The sequence below is a fragment of the Sphingobacterium sp. SG20118 genome (assembly GCF_044740685.1).
Taxonomy (GTDB): Bacteria; Bacteroidota; Bacteroidia; order Sphingobacteriales; family Sphingobacteriaceae; genus Sphingobacterium.
The window spans coordinates 4,311,475-4,328,695 of the sequence record NZ_CP172826.1 but is presented as its reverse complement, the minus strand read 5'-3'; the positions used below and the strand labels follow the sequence as shown (position 1 = coordinate 4,328,695).

The 17,221-nt window shown below is 37.9% G+C and carries 13 protein-coding genes and 1 tRNA gene; 10 read left to right on the top strand and 4 right to left on the bottom strand.

The features are described from left to right. Positions 1–96 precede the first annotated feature (96 nt). From sufB to ACFX5U_RS19830, 9 genes are all read left to right on the top strand, one after another. Positions 97–1,548 (top strand): Fe-S cluster assembly protein SufB, encoded by a 1,452-nt coding sequence (gene sufB, locus ACFX5U_RS19870; protein ID WP_038701293.1) that lies wholly within the window; start codon positions 97–99, stop codon positions 1,546–1,548. A 68-nt stretch (positions 1,549–1,616) separates the two neighbouring features. Continuing rightward, positions 1,617–2,375: a Fe-S cluster assembly ATPase SufC gene (gene sufC, locus ACFX5U_RS19865; protein ID WP_038703097.1), complete on the top strand. Its 759-nt coding sequence runs from the start codon at positions 1,617–1,619 to the stop codon at positions 2,373–2,375. 54 nt (positions 2,376–2,429) lie between these two features. Continuing rightward, positions 2,430–3,731, top strand: coding sequence for a Fe-S cluster assembly protein SufD (gene sufD, locus ACFX5U_RS19860; RefSeq protein ID WP_280565074.1), 1,302 nt, complete (start codon positions 2,430–2,432; stop codon positions 3,729–3,731). Between the two features lie 86 nt (positions 3,732–3,817). Next, a complete protein-coding gene (locus ACFX5U_RS19855) occupies positions 3,818–4,873 on the top strand; it encodes a hypothetical protein (protein WP_400261836.1) in 1,056 nt (351 codons plus the stop codon). After that, entirely contained in the window at positions 4,854–5,300 is a 447-nt protein-coding gene (locus ACFX5U_RS19850) for a hypothetical protein (RefSeq protein WP_400261835.1), read from the top strand. Before ACFX5U_RS19855 ends, ACFX5U_RS19850 begins: the two co-directional genes overlap by 20 nt. A 158-nt stretch (positions 5,301–5,458) precedes the next feature. Continuing rightward, a complete protein-coding gene (locus tag ACFX5U_RS19845; RefSeq protein ID WP_400261834.1) occupies positions 5,459–8,074 on the top strand; it encodes a zinc-dependent metalloprotease in 2,616 nt (871 codons plus the stop codon). 24 nt (positions 8,075–8,098) lie between these two features. After that, positions 8,099–11,443 carry a SusC/RagA family TonB-linked outer membrane protein gene (locus tag ACFX5U_RS19840; protein WP_400261833.1) on the top strand — a complete coding sequence of 1,115 codons (3,345 nt, stop codon included), beginning with the start codon at positions 8,099–8,101 and terminating at the stop codon, positions 11,441–11,443. Positions 11,444–11,454: 11 nt separating this feature from the next. Next, positions 11,455–12,777: a RagB/SusD family nutrient uptake outer membrane protein gene (locus ACFX5U_RS19835; protein WP_400261832.1), complete on the top strand. Its 1,323-nt coding sequence runs from the start codon at positions 11,455–11,457 to the stop codon at positions 12,775–12,777. Positions 12,778–12,847: 70 nt separating this feature from the next. Beyond that, positions 12,848–13,573, top strand: coding sequence for a LytTR family DNA-binding domain-containing protein (locus ACFX5U_RS19830; protein ID WP_280565084.1), 726 nt, complete (start codon positions 12,848–12,850; stop codon positions 13,571–13,573). Here ACFX5U_RS19830 and ACFX5U_RS19825 read toward each other — a convergent pair whose 3' ends face one another. Next, a complete protein-coding gene (locus ACFX5U_RS19825) occupies positions 13,574–14,008 on the bottom strand; it encodes a PH domain-containing protein (protein WP_280565086.1) in 435 nt (144 codons plus the stop codon). Between the two features lie 205 nt (positions 14,009–14,213). Here ACFX5U_RS19825 and ACFX5U_RS19820 point away from each other — a divergent pair, with 205 nt between their 5' ends. Next, positions 14,214–15,428, top strand: a complete 1,215-nt coding sequence (locus ACFX5U_RS19820; RefSeq protein WP_400261831.1) for an MFS transporter — start codon at positions 14,214–14,216, stop codon at positions 15,426–15,428. A gap of 56 nt (positions 15,429–15,484) precedes the next feature. Here ACFX5U_RS19820 and ACFX5U_RS19815 read toward each other — a convergent pair. The 3 genes from ACFX5U_RS19815 to ACFX5U_RS19805 form a co-directional block, all read right to left on the bottom strand. Then, positions 15,485–15,557 (bottom strand) — tRNA-Gly (locus tag ACFX5U_RS19815). Between the two features lie 64 nt (positions 15,558–15,621). Continuing rightward, entirely contained in the window at positions 15,622–16,431 is an 810-nt protein-coding gene (locus ACFX5U_RS19810; protein WP_400261830.1) for an NAD(P)/FAD-dependent oxidoreductase, read from the bottom strand. Further along, on the bottom strand, positions 16,406–17,161 hold the full coding sequence (locus ACFX5U_RS19805) for an NAD(P)/FAD-dependent oxidoreductase (RefSeq protein WP_400261829.1): 756 nt from the start codon (positions 17,159–17,161) through the stop codon (positions 16,406–16,408). Before ACFX5U_RS19805 ends, ACFX5U_RS19810 begins: the two co-directional genes overlap by 26 nt. Between the last annotated feature and the right edge of the window lie 60 nt (positions 17,162–17,221).

Genomic DNA, 17,221 nt, shown 5'->3' with positions numbered 1-17,221 from the left:
AAAGTAACGATTTATTGGCTTGTAAATCGTAACTTTGTAGCTCAGAAGATTGTGGGTTTTACCTATGTGCAATTTTTTAAACCGTGAGAGCGAACTATGAGTACTAAAGACGACGATTTACTAAAAGAGCTGGAGCTCGAGGAATATAAATACGGGTTCACAACAGACATCGAAATGGAATTTGCGCCGATTGGTCTTACAGAAGACACCGTGCGTTTTATTTCAGCTAAGAAGAACGAACCTGAATGGTTATTGGAGTGGAGATTGAAAGCATTCCGTCATTTTCAGACCCTAAAAATGCCTAAATGGCAAAATTTTGAAACACCTGAAGTTGATTTTCAAGGCATTTCATATTATGCGGCGCCGAAGGCAAAGCCGCAATTAAATAGTTTGGACGAGGTAGACCCTGAATTGTTGTCTACTTTTGCGAAACTAGGAATTCCTTTGGATGAACAGAAAATTTTAGCAGGAGTTGTAGCCGTAGATGCTGTATTTGATTCAGTGTCTGTGAAAACAACTTTCCGTGAAAAATTGAAAGAACAGGGTGTGATTTTTTGTTCTTTTGGGGAGGCTGTTCAAGAGTATCCCGAATTAATAAAAAAATATCTGGGAACAGTAGTTCCTCAAACCGATAATATTTATGCCGCATTAAATTCGGCTGTGTTTTCAGATGGATCTTTTGTTTACATACCAAAAGGCGTTCGTTGCCCAATGGAACTGTCAACATATTTCCGTATCAATGCGCAAAATACAGGTCAATTTGAGCGTACATTAATTGTAGCTGAAGAAGGTGCTTACGTTTCCTATTTGGAAGGTTGTACTGCCCCAATGCGTGATGAAAATCAATTACACGCAGCTGTAGTTGAATTAATCGCTGAGAAAGACGCTGAAATAAAATATTCTACGGTACAAAATTGGTATCCTGGTGATAAAGATGGTAAAGGTGGTATTTTCAACTTCGTAACGAAGCGTGGAATCTGTAAAGGGGATAATAGTAAAATCTCATGGACACAGGTAGAGACGGGATCTGCAATTACATGGAAATATCCAGGCGTAATCTTAAAAGGTGACAACTCAGTAGGTGAGTTTTATTCAGTAGCGATGACGCGTAATATGCAAGTAGCAGATACGGGTACGAAGATGATTCACATCGGAAAGAATACCAAATCAAAAATTATTTCTAAAGGAATTTCTGCAGGTAGAAGCCATAATAGCTATAGAGGTTTGGTGAAAATCGGTCCTAATGCCGATAATGCAAGAAACTTTACACAATGTGACTCGCTATTGATTGGAGACCGTTGTGGTGCGCATACATTCCCTTACATCGAGAATCGTAATAATACAGCAACTTTGGAGCATGAGGCTACCACTTCGAAAATCGGAGAGGATCAAGTCTTTTATCTAAATCAACGTGGTATCGATTCGGAAAAGGCGGTAGGTCTTATTGTCAATGGTTACGCAAAAGAAGTGTTAAACCAATTGCCAATGGAGTTTGCAGTAGAAGCACAGAAATTGTTAGCGATTTCATTAGAAGGTTCAGTAGGATAGATATAGGAAATTTTGCGGATAGGAGCTAGATGATGGCGCTATATGCAATACACAATACTAATAAAGAAATGTTAAGTATAAAAAATTTACACGCGTCTGTAGACGGCAAACAAATTTTAAAGGGTTTAAATCTGGAAGTAAAAGCAGGTGAGATTCATGCAATCATGGGTCCAAACGGTGCTGGAAAAAGTACTTTAGGAAATGTTTTAGCCGGTCGTGATGTGTACGAAGTGACAGAAGGTGAAGCTTTGTTGGAGAATGTTGATTTATTGGAGTTATCTCCAGAAGATCGCGCTCGTGAGGGCTTGTTTTTAGCTTTTCAGTACCCAATCGAAATACCAGGAGTATCGAATATTAACTTTTTGAAGACAGCTGTCAACGATATTCGCGCATATAAAGGTTTGCCTCCAATGGAAGCAAAAGAATTCTTGAAAATGGTGAAAGAAAAGCAACAATTAGTAGAGTTTTCTGCTAATTTGGCTAATCGTTCATTGAATGAAGGCTTCTCAGGTGGTGAGAAAAAGCGTAATGAAATCTTCCAATTGGCGATGTTGAACCCAAAATTAGCAATTTTGGATGAAACAGATTCAGGTCTAGATATTGATGCATTACGTATTGTAGCAAATGGTGTAAATCAATTGCGTTCAGAAGGAAATGCTTTTGTTGTCATCACACACTACCAACGTCTTTTAGATTATATCGTGCCTGATGTGGTTCACGTATTGTACAACGGACGTATTGTGAAGTCCGGTCCTAAAGAATTAGCTTTAGAATTGGAAGAAAAAGGTTACGATTGGTTAAAAGAATTAGACGCACAAAACGCATAGTGACTCCAATCTTTTTAAGGAATAGGGTTTTTAGCGATTTGATTAAAATATAAAATGAATACATTAGTTTCAGAATCATTACTTCAACAAGTGTTGAGCAGTTTTCAAGAGCAAGGGACAGAGCCTACATTTTTGTCGGCAATACGTCAACAAGCTTTTGATCGCTTTTCTGCAGTTGGCTTTCCTACCGTGAAAGATGAAGAGTGGAAATACACCAATATTCATAAGCTTATCGATCAATCATATGTATTGAATTCGGATGTGGATATTGAAGGGTTAGATTTTAGTGCTGGTGAAATTCCGAATTTGGATGCACACCGCATCGTATTAGTTAACGGTCAATACATGCTTTCATTCTCTTCGTTGGAAGAGGAGAACGGTCTTATCGTTAAAACTATGGAAGATGCTGTGGAAGAACCGGCTTTTAAAGCGCATTTTGCACAGTATGCAGACAAAACAGCGAATCCATTCGTAGCATTGAATACTGCAGGGTATACAAACGGTGTTTTTGTAGCATTAGCGAAAAACACAATCTTGTCAAAACCAATCCATATTATTCACGTTGCGACAGGTCAAGAAGATTTCTTTTCGCAAACGCGTAATTTGATTGTTGTAGAGGCAAATGCTGAAGTAGAGATTATCGAGTCTTATATGACCGCAGATGGTGCTGCTAAAAACATTCAGAATAAAGTTTCTGAGATTGTTGTGAAAGAGAATGCTAAAATGCAACATTATTATTTGCAAGTAGCAGCCTCAGTAAGCCACTACTTCAATCATACCGAAATCTATCAAGAGAAGTACAGTTTATATAACAACTATAACTGTAATTTCCCAGGTGCATCATTTATTAGAAATAATATCAATGTACGTCTTGATGCTGAAAATGTGGAGAGTCACCTATATGGTATCAACTTGACAGATGATAAGCAATTGGTAGATAACCATACAGAAGTGGATCATATGAAACCACACTGTGAATCATACGAATGGTATAAAAACATAACACAGGGCGAATCGACAGCTGTTTTTAACGGAAAGATTTTCGTTCGTGAAGATGCACAAAAAACGAACGCATTTCAACAAAATAATAACTTGTTGATTTCTGATAAATCAGCGGTTTATACAAAACCTCAATTGGAAATTTTTGCTGATGATGTGAAGTGTTCGCACGGTTGTACCATTGGTCAGTTTGACAACGATGCCCTTTTCTACCTAAGAGCAAGAGGTATCGGTGAAGAAGCCGCACGTATCTTATTGGTACATGCTTTCGCATTTGATGTTACAAGCAGATTCTCGAATCAGGTTGTTCGTCAATATGTAGAAGAGCTGGTTGAAGAAAGCTTAACAAGCAAATAGTTTCAAACTATTTCGATATATAAAAACGTTTGAATTTTAATTCAAACGTTTTTTTTTTCCGCAGGCAGAGCGGTTAATCTTAAAATATGCAACAATCTTTATTTTCTCTTAAACGCAATCGCTTTCTAATCTTTGGTTTAGCGATTATTTGTACTCTAGTTGTCTATTTGCTCATGTTTCGAGTGATTGACCAACGATTGGGGGAATTTAATACGCGATTCTTGAAGGAGATATCACTTGAAAAGGCACAGCTTGTTCAGAAGGAATTTGATGACTTTGAGCGTACCTTTCAGTTGATGGGGATTGCGGCAGATGAGAATCAACAAGGCTTTATCAATAAATTGATAGAACAAGGTGATGTAAGTCAATTTATTCTATCCTACTCCTTCTGGAAGAGTAGTGGTGCATATTTTTCGAAAGAATTTGAATGGTATGAGAATCCAAATGTGAGCGTTCCTACCCAAGTTGCAAGTGAAATTTCAAACGGTTTTAAATCTGTCAAATTTATTCAAGTTCAAAGCGATAAGTACTTGGAGGTTTTCATAAAAACGAGGACCGGAGTACTTCAATTGATTTTAGATCTGAATCGATTGAATACCTATGTTGCCAATCAGAAAATAGGTATGCGTGCATATTTCGAATTATACGATCAAGATGGGATATGTTTGATGCATCCTGATCTAGCTAGAGTAGGGGAAAAGAAAAAAAAGAATTTTGTGAGCTATCCAGTAAAAGATAGCACTATTTTATCTGAATATCTGATTCTTGATGTAATTGTGAACGAGTATAAGCTTAAAGGGATATTTTCGGAAAATAAGTTTTTTGTCAATGTACTTTTGCTCACAACTCAAGACGATGTGCATAGTATAAGTAGGGTGAGTTTTCTCCTTGGGGCAATTGGTATAGGGATAATGCTTTTCTGTATGTTTTTGATGGATCTGCAAAATAGAAAGGCCAAACGCTTAAGTCTTAGAAATCTGGAATATCAAAAAGAAGATGCATTATTACGTTTTGAGAATCTGAAGCGTAAAGTTGACCCCCACTTCCTCTTCAACGCCCTCGGTTTCATTGCAGCAGTTGATTGGGAAAGATCCAGTGCAAGCAAAAGTTTTTGTTGGAAAAATGGCGAAAGTATACCGTAAATTTTTAAGCGGTGATGATTCAGGCTTAGCGACCATACGGGAAGAGGTGGTACTTGCTGAAGAATACTTTTTTTTGCAAAAAATCCGCTTCGTCGATACGCTCAATCCCTTGGAGATCTCCATTTCTCCAGAAGCGCTAGCTTTAAGTATTCCAAGGTTCAGTTTGCAGATTTTGATTGAAAATGCGATCAAGCATAATGAACTCAGCAAGATGCATCCATTGACGATTGTTATCACTGAAATGGATGGTCGAATTGTTGTGAAAAATAGTGTTTTGTTAAAAAATTCAGATATGGATTCTGCAGGTTATGGTACGCATATGATTGCACATGTGTATGATTTTTATCATGTTCAAGGCTTTGAGATACAGCAGACTGAATCTCACTTTACGGTTTATTTACCTCCTATACCAATTGATAGTCAATAAATATAAGACAAAAGTTTAATAGTCTTGGGTTAATTCTTCCATCAATAATGCGGACTCACTCCTGAAATTTACGTCTTCACTCGGAATTGCTTTTTGGATTGATAATATATTGGCATCTTCACCGCCCTGTATCTATTAGTCCTATAATATAATTACAAATGAATAATCTGCATTTCAAAAGAAGTTCAGCATTTGCATGCTTAAGTTTCTTTTCTATTTTCATTCTCAATTCTTGTCAGCTGCTCAGTCCTTTAGGCTTAGGTAAAAAGAAAGTTGTTACTGCTGATTCCACAAAAAAGGATTCCGTATTAGTTTATGACAAGTTTTTAAAAAATGCCAAAATTGATAGTGGTGTTTTTAATGTTATTAATAAGGAGAAGGATTTCTTCTTTGAAATTCCGCTAGAAAAATTAGAGCAAGACTTTTTATTGATCAATAAAATTTCTTCTGTGCCTTTAGCTTTGAATGAAGCAGGTTTAAATAAGGGAATGAATTATGAAAATAAAGTTATTCGTTTCTCCTTAAAGAAAGCGCGTAAAGAAATTTGGGCAAGTGAGATTAAACCACAAGTCGAAGTACCCAAAGAAGATGCTATTGCACGTTCTGTGGCAGATAATTTTACCCCTTCTTTCATCGAATCATTCAAGATCGAAGGTTATAATAAAGACTCATCTTCCGTCATCATTAAAGTAAACAAGATCTTTGATGGTACTGAAAAGAGTTTCAATGATGTATTTACCAATATTGGATTAGGAACCTCACCAAAGACGGCACTATCCATTATCGATCAAATGAAATCCTTTGATAATAATGTCGTAATCCGTTCGATATTATCGACACGCGTAACGGAAGGAAACGAATCTATTCCAATCAGTTTGACGGTGACAAGTAATATCTTGGAATTGCCAAAAGAAGCAATGAAACCACGTTTCTCAGATCCAAGAGTGGGTTACTTTACCACACCCCGTTGGTATTTTTCTGATAAACAACAAGAACTTGAAAAAAGAGAATTAGTAACGCGCTGGCGCTTAGAGCCTCGCGAAGAAGACGTGGCACGTTATATAGCAGGAGAATTGGTTGTTCCTAAAAAACAAATCGTATTCTATATCGATCCAGCGACACCACAGCAATGGCGTAAACAAATTATTGAAGGTGTGCACGATTGGCAAACAGCATTTGAAGAAGCTGGTTTTAAAGATGCTATTATTGCAAAAGAAGTCCCTGCTGGAATGGACTTTGATATTGACGATGCCAACACCTCTGCTATTACCTATGCAGCTTCTCCACAAGCCAACGCAATGGGGCCTTCAGTAGTTGACCCCCGTACAGGTGAAATTTTGGAAGCTGATGTCATCTGGTGGCATAATGTGATGACGGCGTTAAATACTTGGATGCGTGTGCAGACTGGTGTTATCGATACATCCGTTCGTGGTAATGTATTTTCAGATGAGAAGATGGCACACGCTATCCGCTTTGTATCATCACATGAGATTGGACATACCTTAGGATTGAAGCATAATATGGGTTCTTCGTATAGTTTCCCGGTAGATTCACTACGATCAGCTTCTTTCACAGAAAAGATGGGTGGTACGGCGACATCTATCATGGATTATGCTCGCTTTAACTATGTGGCGCAACCCGAAGATCAAGTAAAAGCCATTACCCCAATTATTGGTTTATACGATAAATATGCAATTGCTTGGGCATACCGTTGGTATCCGAATAAAACGGCTTGGGAAGAACTTCCTTTGCTTAAGAAAGAGATAGAATCGAAACAAGATAATCCATACTATTGGTATGGAGAACAACAGGATCATAAGAATACAGTGGACCCAAGATCGCAATCCGAGGATCTTGGCGATAATGCGATGCTGGCGGGTGCTTATGGTTTAAAAAATTTGAAACGCATTATGCCCCAAATTATTAATTGGACAACTATTGCTGGTCAGGACTACTATAAAGCAGGCAAATTATACATGGCTGTTATCGGACAATGGTATGCTTATGCGGATCATGTTTCGAATAATATTGGTGGTATTTATTTAAATAATCCAGTTCTAGGAGACGGTAAAGATGCTTACGCACCAGTCCCTCGTCAGACCCAAATAGAAGCATTAGCGTATTTGAAGGAGCATGTTTTCACCTTGCCCGAATGGTTGTTCCGCAAGGAGTTGATGACGAAAACATTTCCTTTGAAAGATAGCCCAGTAGGATCATTTGAATATGCACCCTATACATTAAAGAGAGAATTCCAATATAGTTTGTTATACAACTTGCTTCAGGATCAACGGCTATTGCGTATGACGGAAATGGAATTACTTTTCGGACGTGATCAAGCTTGGAGTATTGAGGAATTCTTGAAAACATTGCGTCAGGATATTTTTGCAAAAACGATTGCAAAGCAAAATTTAGATATCGATGCACGCATGTTACAACAAAACTATATTGATATTTTGTTGGTAACGAACAATAAAAGTATGGATAAGCTAAATACAAAAAAATTATCTTTTGTAGACCAATTCATGCAAGCGGCAAAACCTGTTTTCTGTCCTGTACATGGTGTAGCTCATGGAATTGCTGAAGAGAACAATTTACGTAATGTTCATGTTTCTGGTATGAGTAGAACAGCAGAAATGTTAACAGTAAAACGTGCTGAATTGATTCAAATTCAAAAATTAATTAAAGCAGCACAATCTTCGGGCGATTTCACTACTCAGGCTCATTATCAAGACTTATTGATGCGTATCAATAGTTCTTTAAATACAAGTAATTAACAAAATTTATATATAATAAAACACATGAATAAATTTATCCTCTTGATCGTGTTTTCTTGCGTGCAGCTCATTTCTTATGCACAAGAAACCGTCACCCTAAAGGGAAAAGTGTTGGATAGCAAAAAACAGACACCGATTTTAGGTGCTACGATTTTTGTAGATGGCACAGCAGTTGGAGAGTCTACAGGTGTGACTGGACAAATCCAACAATCTGCACTGGGAGCAGTGACAGACAACTTGGGGAATTTTACCCTGACTATCCCTACGGATGTCAAGTATTTTACAGTTTCCTTTGTCGGTTATGAAAATAAGCAGGTACAGGTAGGTAAGGTATACAATACGATTTTCTTGGAAGAAGTTGCAAATGCTTTGGAAGAAGTCATTGTCACTGGATATAACAATATCAGTAAAGTAAAGAATACCACTGCTTACAATAAGTTGAAATTAGACGAAATCAAGCAAACTGGTGTTTCGAGTGTCGATCAGTTATTGGAAGGTCAAGTAGCCGGTTTACAATTGAGTAATCTCAATGGTGGACCAAACAGTGCTCCAAAAATACGTATCCGTGGTACGGTATCTTTAAATGGTACCCAAGACCCATTATGGGTTATCGATGGTTTACCAATTGAAGGAACAGCATTGCCCAATACGTTTGATAAAGATAATTTAAACAATCTTTCTAATTTACCGATTGCGGGTATTAACCCTGATGATATTGCGGACATCACAGTATTGAAGGATGCTGCTGCGACGTCCATTTATGGAGCTCGTGCAGCAAATGGTGTGATTGTAATTACAACCAAAAAAGGTAAAAAAGGACCTACTCAAGTTTCGGTATCGGCTAACAGTTTTGTGACTCAAAAACCCGATTTCAGTAAACTGAATCTGATGAACGCATCGGAGAAGGTAGATTTTGAATTGGGAATGGCCAATCGTACAGATTTGACTTACCGAACCAGTCAAGGTGCTATCGCACGTTTATTGAATGCGAACAATGAATTGGATACCTATCGTCAATTTGGTTTGACGGGGCTTTCTACGGCAACACAAGACGCCATCAGTCAATTGCGCAACCAGAATCATAACTGGGGCGATGAATTGTACCGTACAGCATTAAATCAACAATATACAGCATCAATTTCAGGTGGATCAGACGGACATGATTTTTATTTGTCTGGTGGATTTTATGATGAACAAGCTGCCACTAAAGGTGTGGGTATGCGTCGTTATTCATTGACTTTAAACAACAACTTTAAAATCAGTAATAAACTGAAAGCGGGGATTAATTTATTAGGTTCTTCTACCGATCGGAATAACTTTATTCAAGATCGTGATGCTTTTACCAATCCCAATACTTATGCACGTACCGTTAACCCATATTTGACGCCGAGAGATGCACAGGGTAATTATGTATACGATGCAGATATCATGGGTTACGAAGTTGATACCTACATCCCATTTAATGCACTTGAGGAGCGCGCAAATACCAGCTATAACTTGAACAATAAGAGTCTAAAAGCAATTGCTAATTTGACGTATCAAGTATTACCATCTTTATCTTTACGTACTGAATTGGGCTTACAGTTTGAAGAGTCAGGTACGGAGCGTTTCGCTGAAAAGGAAAGTTATAATACAAGAAAGTTTAGGGCACAAACCCGTTATTACGATAGTGCATCGAAAACAAATAAGTATTTCTTACCTGATGGTGGGCAAATCCAGAATGATAAGAACAGTATTTTTCAATACAACTGGAAATCTTTTGCTCAATACAACTTGAATTTCAATGATCACCATGAAATCGAAATCATGGCAGGTACTGAGTTACGAAGGTCAAAAAATACGGGTATAATGACACGTGGTTTTGGTTTCAATCCAAAGACATTGACTACTCAACCTATATTATTCCCGAATAGTAATTATGCTAATGATAAAAAATATCAGCAATATGCTAAAACGATAGGTGAAACTTCTTACGCATCATTTTATGCGAATGCTTCCTATAGTTATGATCGTAAATACAACGTATACGGAAGTATTCGTTACGATGGCTCGAACATGTTTGGTGTAGATCCGAAATATCGATTCCTACCGATCTGGTCACTATCCGGATCATGGAATGCAAAAGAAGAGGATTTTTTGAAAGATCAAGAGTGGATATCGAATCTGAAGTTCCGTGGATCTTATGGTATACAAGGGAATATCGACCGTAATTCTTATCCATTTATTATTGGAGAGTATAGCACAGGGTCAATGCTACCTGGGAATAATGAAGAAAGTATTGTAGTGGGTATGCCTGCTAATGATAAATTACGTTGGGAACGTACGCAGTCTTGGAATGCAGGTTTTGATTTTGGAATCTTAAGAAATAGGGTACAGTTCACGGTTGATTATTACAACCGATTATCGACAGATTTAATTGGAACAAGTCAATTACCATTAGAAAATGGCTTCCCGAATGTATCCCGTAACTGGGCATCCGTAAGTAATGATGGTATTGAATTATCGATTAGCGGTCAAAACATCGTGCGCGACCGTTTCTCATGGTCGACCGATTTTAATATCGCACATAATCGTAATAAGTTGAAACGTGTGATGGCTAATCCGATGGCATACAATGTTGATGCGCGAGAAGGTAAACCTATCAGCTCTTTGTATGAGATTGAAACGGCTGGTTTAGACGCTGATGGTTTGCCTCAGTTTTATAATGATCAGCGTGATGTGATATCTTATGAAGATTACTTTCAATTGTTTGATCCCTACGCGGATATGGCACCAGGTATTTTTGTGAATTCGACGATGAAAAACAATGATTATCAAGATAAATTCAAATACAAAGGGAGTATGGACCCTAAATTTGTTGGCGGTATGACCAATAGGTTCCGCTATGCTAATTTTGATTTGGCGGTATCTGTTGTATTCAATATCGATCAGTGGATGCGTCGTAGTCCAACCTACAATCCAGCTATTGTAGACCGCGGTTCGAATTACACGAAAGATGTATTACAAGCGCTTACTCCAGGTTCGAAAGAATTTATTGCCATAGGTTCAACAAGCGCTGAAGCGAATGATCGTTGGATGGCCTACACTTGGATGTATGGTAATGATCCATCAGATGCTTTTAATTATTTAGATATCTGGTCTAAGAAGATGAGTTATTTTCGTGTCAACAGTATACGTTTAGGGTATACGTTGCCTAAATCGCTTGCAAGTAAAGTACAGGCTTCAAACATTCGTTTTAATATTGAAGGACGTAATTTATTTGTATTTGGCAATAATTATGATGGATATTTTGACCCTGAAACGTATGGTAATAATTATGCTCAACCAATCTCTAAATCGTTTGCTTTTGGTTTAACGGCATCATTTTAATTAAGATATCTATGAAAAAGAATTTAATATATATCGGATTGTTAGTTGGTGGACTATTAACCACTTCTTGCAATAAATATTTAGATATACAACCGGTAGGGACCGTCGTTCCTATTACTGAAGCTGATTTTAGAGCTTTGATGTTTAGTGGTTATAAAGTTTATCCAGAACATAAATCATATTTAAACTTACGTACAGATGAGTTGTTGTTGGATGAATTTTCTACCGATCTCGGAACATTGAAAGATCTTTATCTTTGGAATGATCAAAACCCTGATCGCAACACACAGCCAATGGCTTGGGAAACGCTCTATAAAAGTATCTTTTATGCCAATCACATCATTGCTGAGGCTAAGGACAAAGCAGGAGATACAGATGGTGTAAAACAAATCCGTGCGGAAGCGTATTTATTACGTGCTTATGCGCATTTTGAATTATTGAATACTTATGCTGATAATTACAATCCAGCTACAGCAGCTACAGATCGTGGCGTACCACTTTCGATTAAAGTGGATTTGGAGCAGTTGTTTACTCCAGCAACGGTAGAAAAAGTATATGAACAAATTTTGACGGATATGAAAGAAGCGTCAGATTTACTTCAGATTATTGATCAAGCCACTGCTGTAAAATACAGATTCAGCCGTCGTGCTTATGAGGCTTTTGAAGCACGTTTAAGATTATATCGTGGTGAATGGGAACTTGCAGTGAAAGCGGCAGACCGTGGTTTAGCTATCAATGCCGATTTGGAAGATTTAAAGGACGCATCCTCAAAATTGCCCAACGATTTTGAATCTAAAGAAATGATTCAAGCCTGGGAAGAAGTAGGAAAGCCGAATGTATCTGGTTCAACCTTCATCAGTCCAGTATTGTTGGCAAAATACGAGGAAGGCGATTTACGCTTTGCACGTTATTTTGAGAAAAGATGGGATGATAATATTGTGTCTAAAAAAGGTGGGAATAACCGTTTGAACGTAACCTTTAGGAATGCAGAATTATATTTGATTAAAGCAGAAGCCGCAGCTCGTTTAGGAAAACCTACTCAAGCGATACAAGAATTGACTACACTATTGAAAAATAGATTGACCGCTGCAGCCTTTGCAGCGGCTCAAACAAAGTTATCAACAATTACTGATAAAGACTTGATTTCGTTTATTATCGAGGAACGTGCAAAGGAGTTTGCTTTAGAAGGACTACGTTGGTACGATCTGAAGCGTACAACTCGTCCAGAAATTGTACATCGTTACCAGTCTAAAGATTATTTCTTAAATCAAAATGATCCACGTTATGTGATTCGTTATCCAAAAGAAGCGATATCGAATAACCCAGAATTGTAATCTATCATCAATTTCATAAAATTCGATCCTCATTCTGAAAAGAATGGGGATTTTTTTATAAATTCAACACATGTTTAAAAATATATTAATCGTAGAAGATGAAAACTGGGCTTCAGAGAGCTTATTGGAGAAATTGAGCCAATTGATTTCTGCAAAGTTTGATTATACGGTTAAGACTACGGTAAGAGAGGCTACAGATTGGCTACTGAAACATGACGTCGACTTGATTTTTATGGATGTACAGCTTGGGGATGGATTAAGTTTCGATATTTTTGATCAGGTTAAAATCCAAGTTCCAGTAATCTTCACAACTGCTTTCGAAGATTATGCGTTAAAGGCCTTTCAGAACCAAGGTTATGCTTATCTTTTGAAACCGTATGATGAAGATGAGTTGCAAGAAGCATTAAATAAAGTAGCCCACCTTTTTGAAGATAAAAATAGTAATCTACAATATAAAAGTCGGTTTTTAGTACGTTATGGTATGCGTTTAAAATCGATTCCGACCACCGAAATTGCTTACTTTATGGCTGAAGATAAATTGTTGTATGGCTACACAAATGAGGGGAGTCAGTTTATCGTTGAAGATACCATTACCGGACTCGCATCAAAATTGGACCCTCAATTCTTCTTTCAGGTCAATCGCAAATTCATCATACATATCGAATCGATTGTCGATATGTTGAAAGTGGGTCGTAATCGTATCCGATTACAAGTGCAACCCGCGTTACCTGCAGAGGTTGAAATAATCGTGAGTGAAGACAAATCTTCTGATTTTCAAATGTGGTTGGATCGCTAGTTATACAGTCCTTATAAGATGAATATTTGGATTATATTGTAACAGTTCATTTATGAAATTTTCATTGCTATCGGGGCTGATGTAAATTTCGTCGTATTTATTATAATGGACAATCAAACCCTTACGAGCAGTTGCTGGTTTAAAGCCAACCCATAATGTCTTTCCAACTTCAATTTTACGGATATTCTCTATGGCAATCTTCCCATTAATTAGACCAACTTTATAATAAAAGTATGAATTGTCAATCGAATATTTTGGACGCGGGAATAGCAATATCGCCGTTAAGACTGTAGGAAGCCCTATAACGGTCATCAACTGAACTAAAGTTGCTTCATCATTCATAAGTTCGATAAACATCATGATAAATACGAACATTAGGGGAACAATAGTTATAGCATTTATCAAGTGGTCTTGTCTACTTTTGAAAATTTTCATGGCTTATAGGATGGTACTAATCTTAAAGTTAACGTAATTTTAGATGAAAATTCCCTATTTTTTCTATTTTTGTAACATTATGCATATCGTTTTTTATACAACATTTTATTTTAAACCTTGGTAGACTGCGTTTGTCAAGGTAATTGTTCATTGATGTAAATGATATTTCAAATCATTTACAGTTGTATTTTACACTGTTTTTTTTATGGAAAATAAAAATTGGTTTCAAACCTACATGTATATTTGGATTGGACAATTTGTGTCATTATTGACCAGCTCTGCTGTCAATTTTGCCGTAATTGTTTGGCTGAGTTTAACACACAAATCTGCGGAGGTATTGGCTTTAGCAGGTATTGCCGGATTATTGCCACAAGCACTTATTGGTCCTTTTGTAGGCGTTTTTATAGATCGTTGGGATCGTAAAAAAGTGATGATTTTTGCAGATGCATTTATCGCATTGTGTACATTGCTCATGACTTTTGTACTCCAAGGAGCCGCCGTAAGTTTATCGATCATCTATTTATTATTGGCATGTCGTTCTGTTGGTTCGGCATTCCATGCACCAGCTATGCAAGCGATAGCACCATTAATGGTGCCAGAAGATAAGCTTTTACGTGTATCAGGAATTAATCAGATGCTACAGTCTGTAAGTAGTATTGCAGGACCAGCATTGGGGACTTTGGCGATTACATATTTTTCAATCGCACAAGTGCTCTATTTGGACGTTATCGGTGCGGCAGTAGCGATTGTCTCCCTGCTTTTTGTTACCATTCCACATTTAACTGTGGATTCTAAATTATCGTTTGGGCAAGTATGGGATGATCTGAAAAAAGGGATGCAAGCTATTTATCACAATCGAGGATTGAGCTTGTTATTCGTTTACGCTATGGTTGCCACTTTTTGTGTCATGCCAATAGCCATCATGTTTCCCTTACTGACCATCGGACATTTTAACGGAGGAAAGTGGGAGATGAGTGTGATTGAAATTATTTGGGGAGTGGGAATGTTGGTTGGAGGCGGTTTATTGAGCGCGTTTAAAGTTAAATTTTCTAAAATAATCATGATTAATGCAATGCATATTGTCTTAGGACTGACTTTCGCATTTTCAGGATGGTTTCCTTCGACCTGGTTTATTCCATTTGTGATAGTGACTGGAATTGGGGGGATATCGATGTCCTTATTTTCAGCATCCTTTATGACCACGATTCAGGAAGAGGTAGCTCCACAGATGTTGGGCCGCGTATTCTCGCTTTATTTTAGTATTGCTATTCTGCCTAGTGTCGTTGGTCTGCTCTTTACGGGTTTTATAGCTGATGTTATCGGGGTAGCCAATGCTTTTGTGATAGCGGGTATGTTGATGGTCGTTGTTGGGATACTGTCTTTCTTTACACCGGCAGTTATGCGCTTAGGTAAAAAATAGTAAAAAAGCATATAAAAGAGAAAAGCTTCCAAATTATGGAAGCTTTTCTCTTTTTGAGCGAAAGACGAGATTCGAACTCGCGACCCCAACCTTGGCAAGGTTGTGCTCTACCAACTGAGCTACTTTCGCGTTGGTGCTACAAAAATACAGCTTTATTTGATTCTTTGCAAGACCAATTTGATATTTTATCAATTTAGTTTATCGCATCTGCACAATTCATCCCATCAATTGCGGCTGAAATAATTCCTCCAGCATAACCCGCACCTTCAGCGCAAGGGTAAAGCCCTTTGATTTCAGGATGTTGTAAAGTTGCTTTATCACGCGGGATACGTATTGGGGATGAAGTGCGAGATTCTACAGCAACCAAGATAGCTTCATTAGTATAATAACCTTTCATTTTTTTTCCAAAAATAGGTAAAGCCCCGCGTAGGGCCTCGTAGACAAATTTGGGAAGTACCTGCGTAAGGTCTGCTGATATTGTACCTGGTTTATACGAGTTCTCCGGAAGATCTTTGGATATACGACCTTCGACAAAATCAATCATACGTTGAGCAGGAGCAACCATTTTTCCACCACCTACTTCAAATGCACGCTTTTCTATCTCATGCTGAAAGTCCAACATCGCAAATGGGTTACTGTCCGAACCAGGAACATCTTCGAGGTTGATCTGAATAACCGTGCCCGAGTTGGCGTGTGGATTATTTCGTTTAGAGGGCGACCAACCGTTGACGACAATTTCATTATCTGCTGTTGAACAAGGGGCAATGACACCGCCAGGACACATACAGAATGAAAATACACCACGCCCATTTACTTGTTCCACTAAACTATAATAGGCTGGTGGTAGGTGTTCACTGCGGATTTCACAGTGGTATTGTGCCTGATCGATGATTTCTTGTGGATGTTCGATGCGGACACCTAAAGCAAAAGCTTTTGCTTCAAGTAACCAGTTTTTTATACGGAATAGTTCAAAAATATCACGTGCCGAGTGTCCTGTTGCCACAATGACATGTTTGGCTTTTAATGCAGTTTCCGCTAGCAAGCGTAACACCTGTCACCTGATTGTCTTCAGTGGTGATATCCACAACACGTTGTTCAAAAATAACTTCACCGCCGTGTTCGATAATAGTTTCTCGAATGGCTTGGATGATATGTGGTAATTTGTTGGTACCAATATGCGGACGTGCGTTGACTAAGATATCCTCAGTAGCACCATGCGCTACAAATAGTTTTAATACTTTATCAATATCCCCACGCTTATCAGACCTAGTATAGAGCTTACCATCCGAATAAGTGCCTGCACCGCCCTCGCCAAAACAATAGTTTGAATCTTCGTCAACGATTCCCTCACGGTTTAGCTTCGCTAAATCACGACGGCGCTCTTGAACGTCTTTCCCCCGTTCAACAATGATTGGTTTTAATCCCTTTTCTAGACATTGAAGTGCTGCAAATAAACCGGCAGGACCAGCGCCAATAATTAATACCGGCTTTGCATCCTGTACAGCATGAAAATTTGTCTTAAAAACTTCGGTAGTAGGTTTTTCGTCGATAAAAAAAATAATACGTGCTCTGAAAATAATATTTCGGCTACGTGCATCAATAGAGCGTTTACGGATTTTAAAACCCTTGATTCGTTCAGAATTTATTTTTAAAGCTATAGAACCCTGATTTAGAATGTAATCATGATCTTCGATTCTTTCTGGAGCAATCGCTAATTCAATTTCTTTTTGCATATCAATCTTGCTGGGTTTTTATCCCAAAACAGCGTAAAGTTAAGGATATCTGCTGTATTT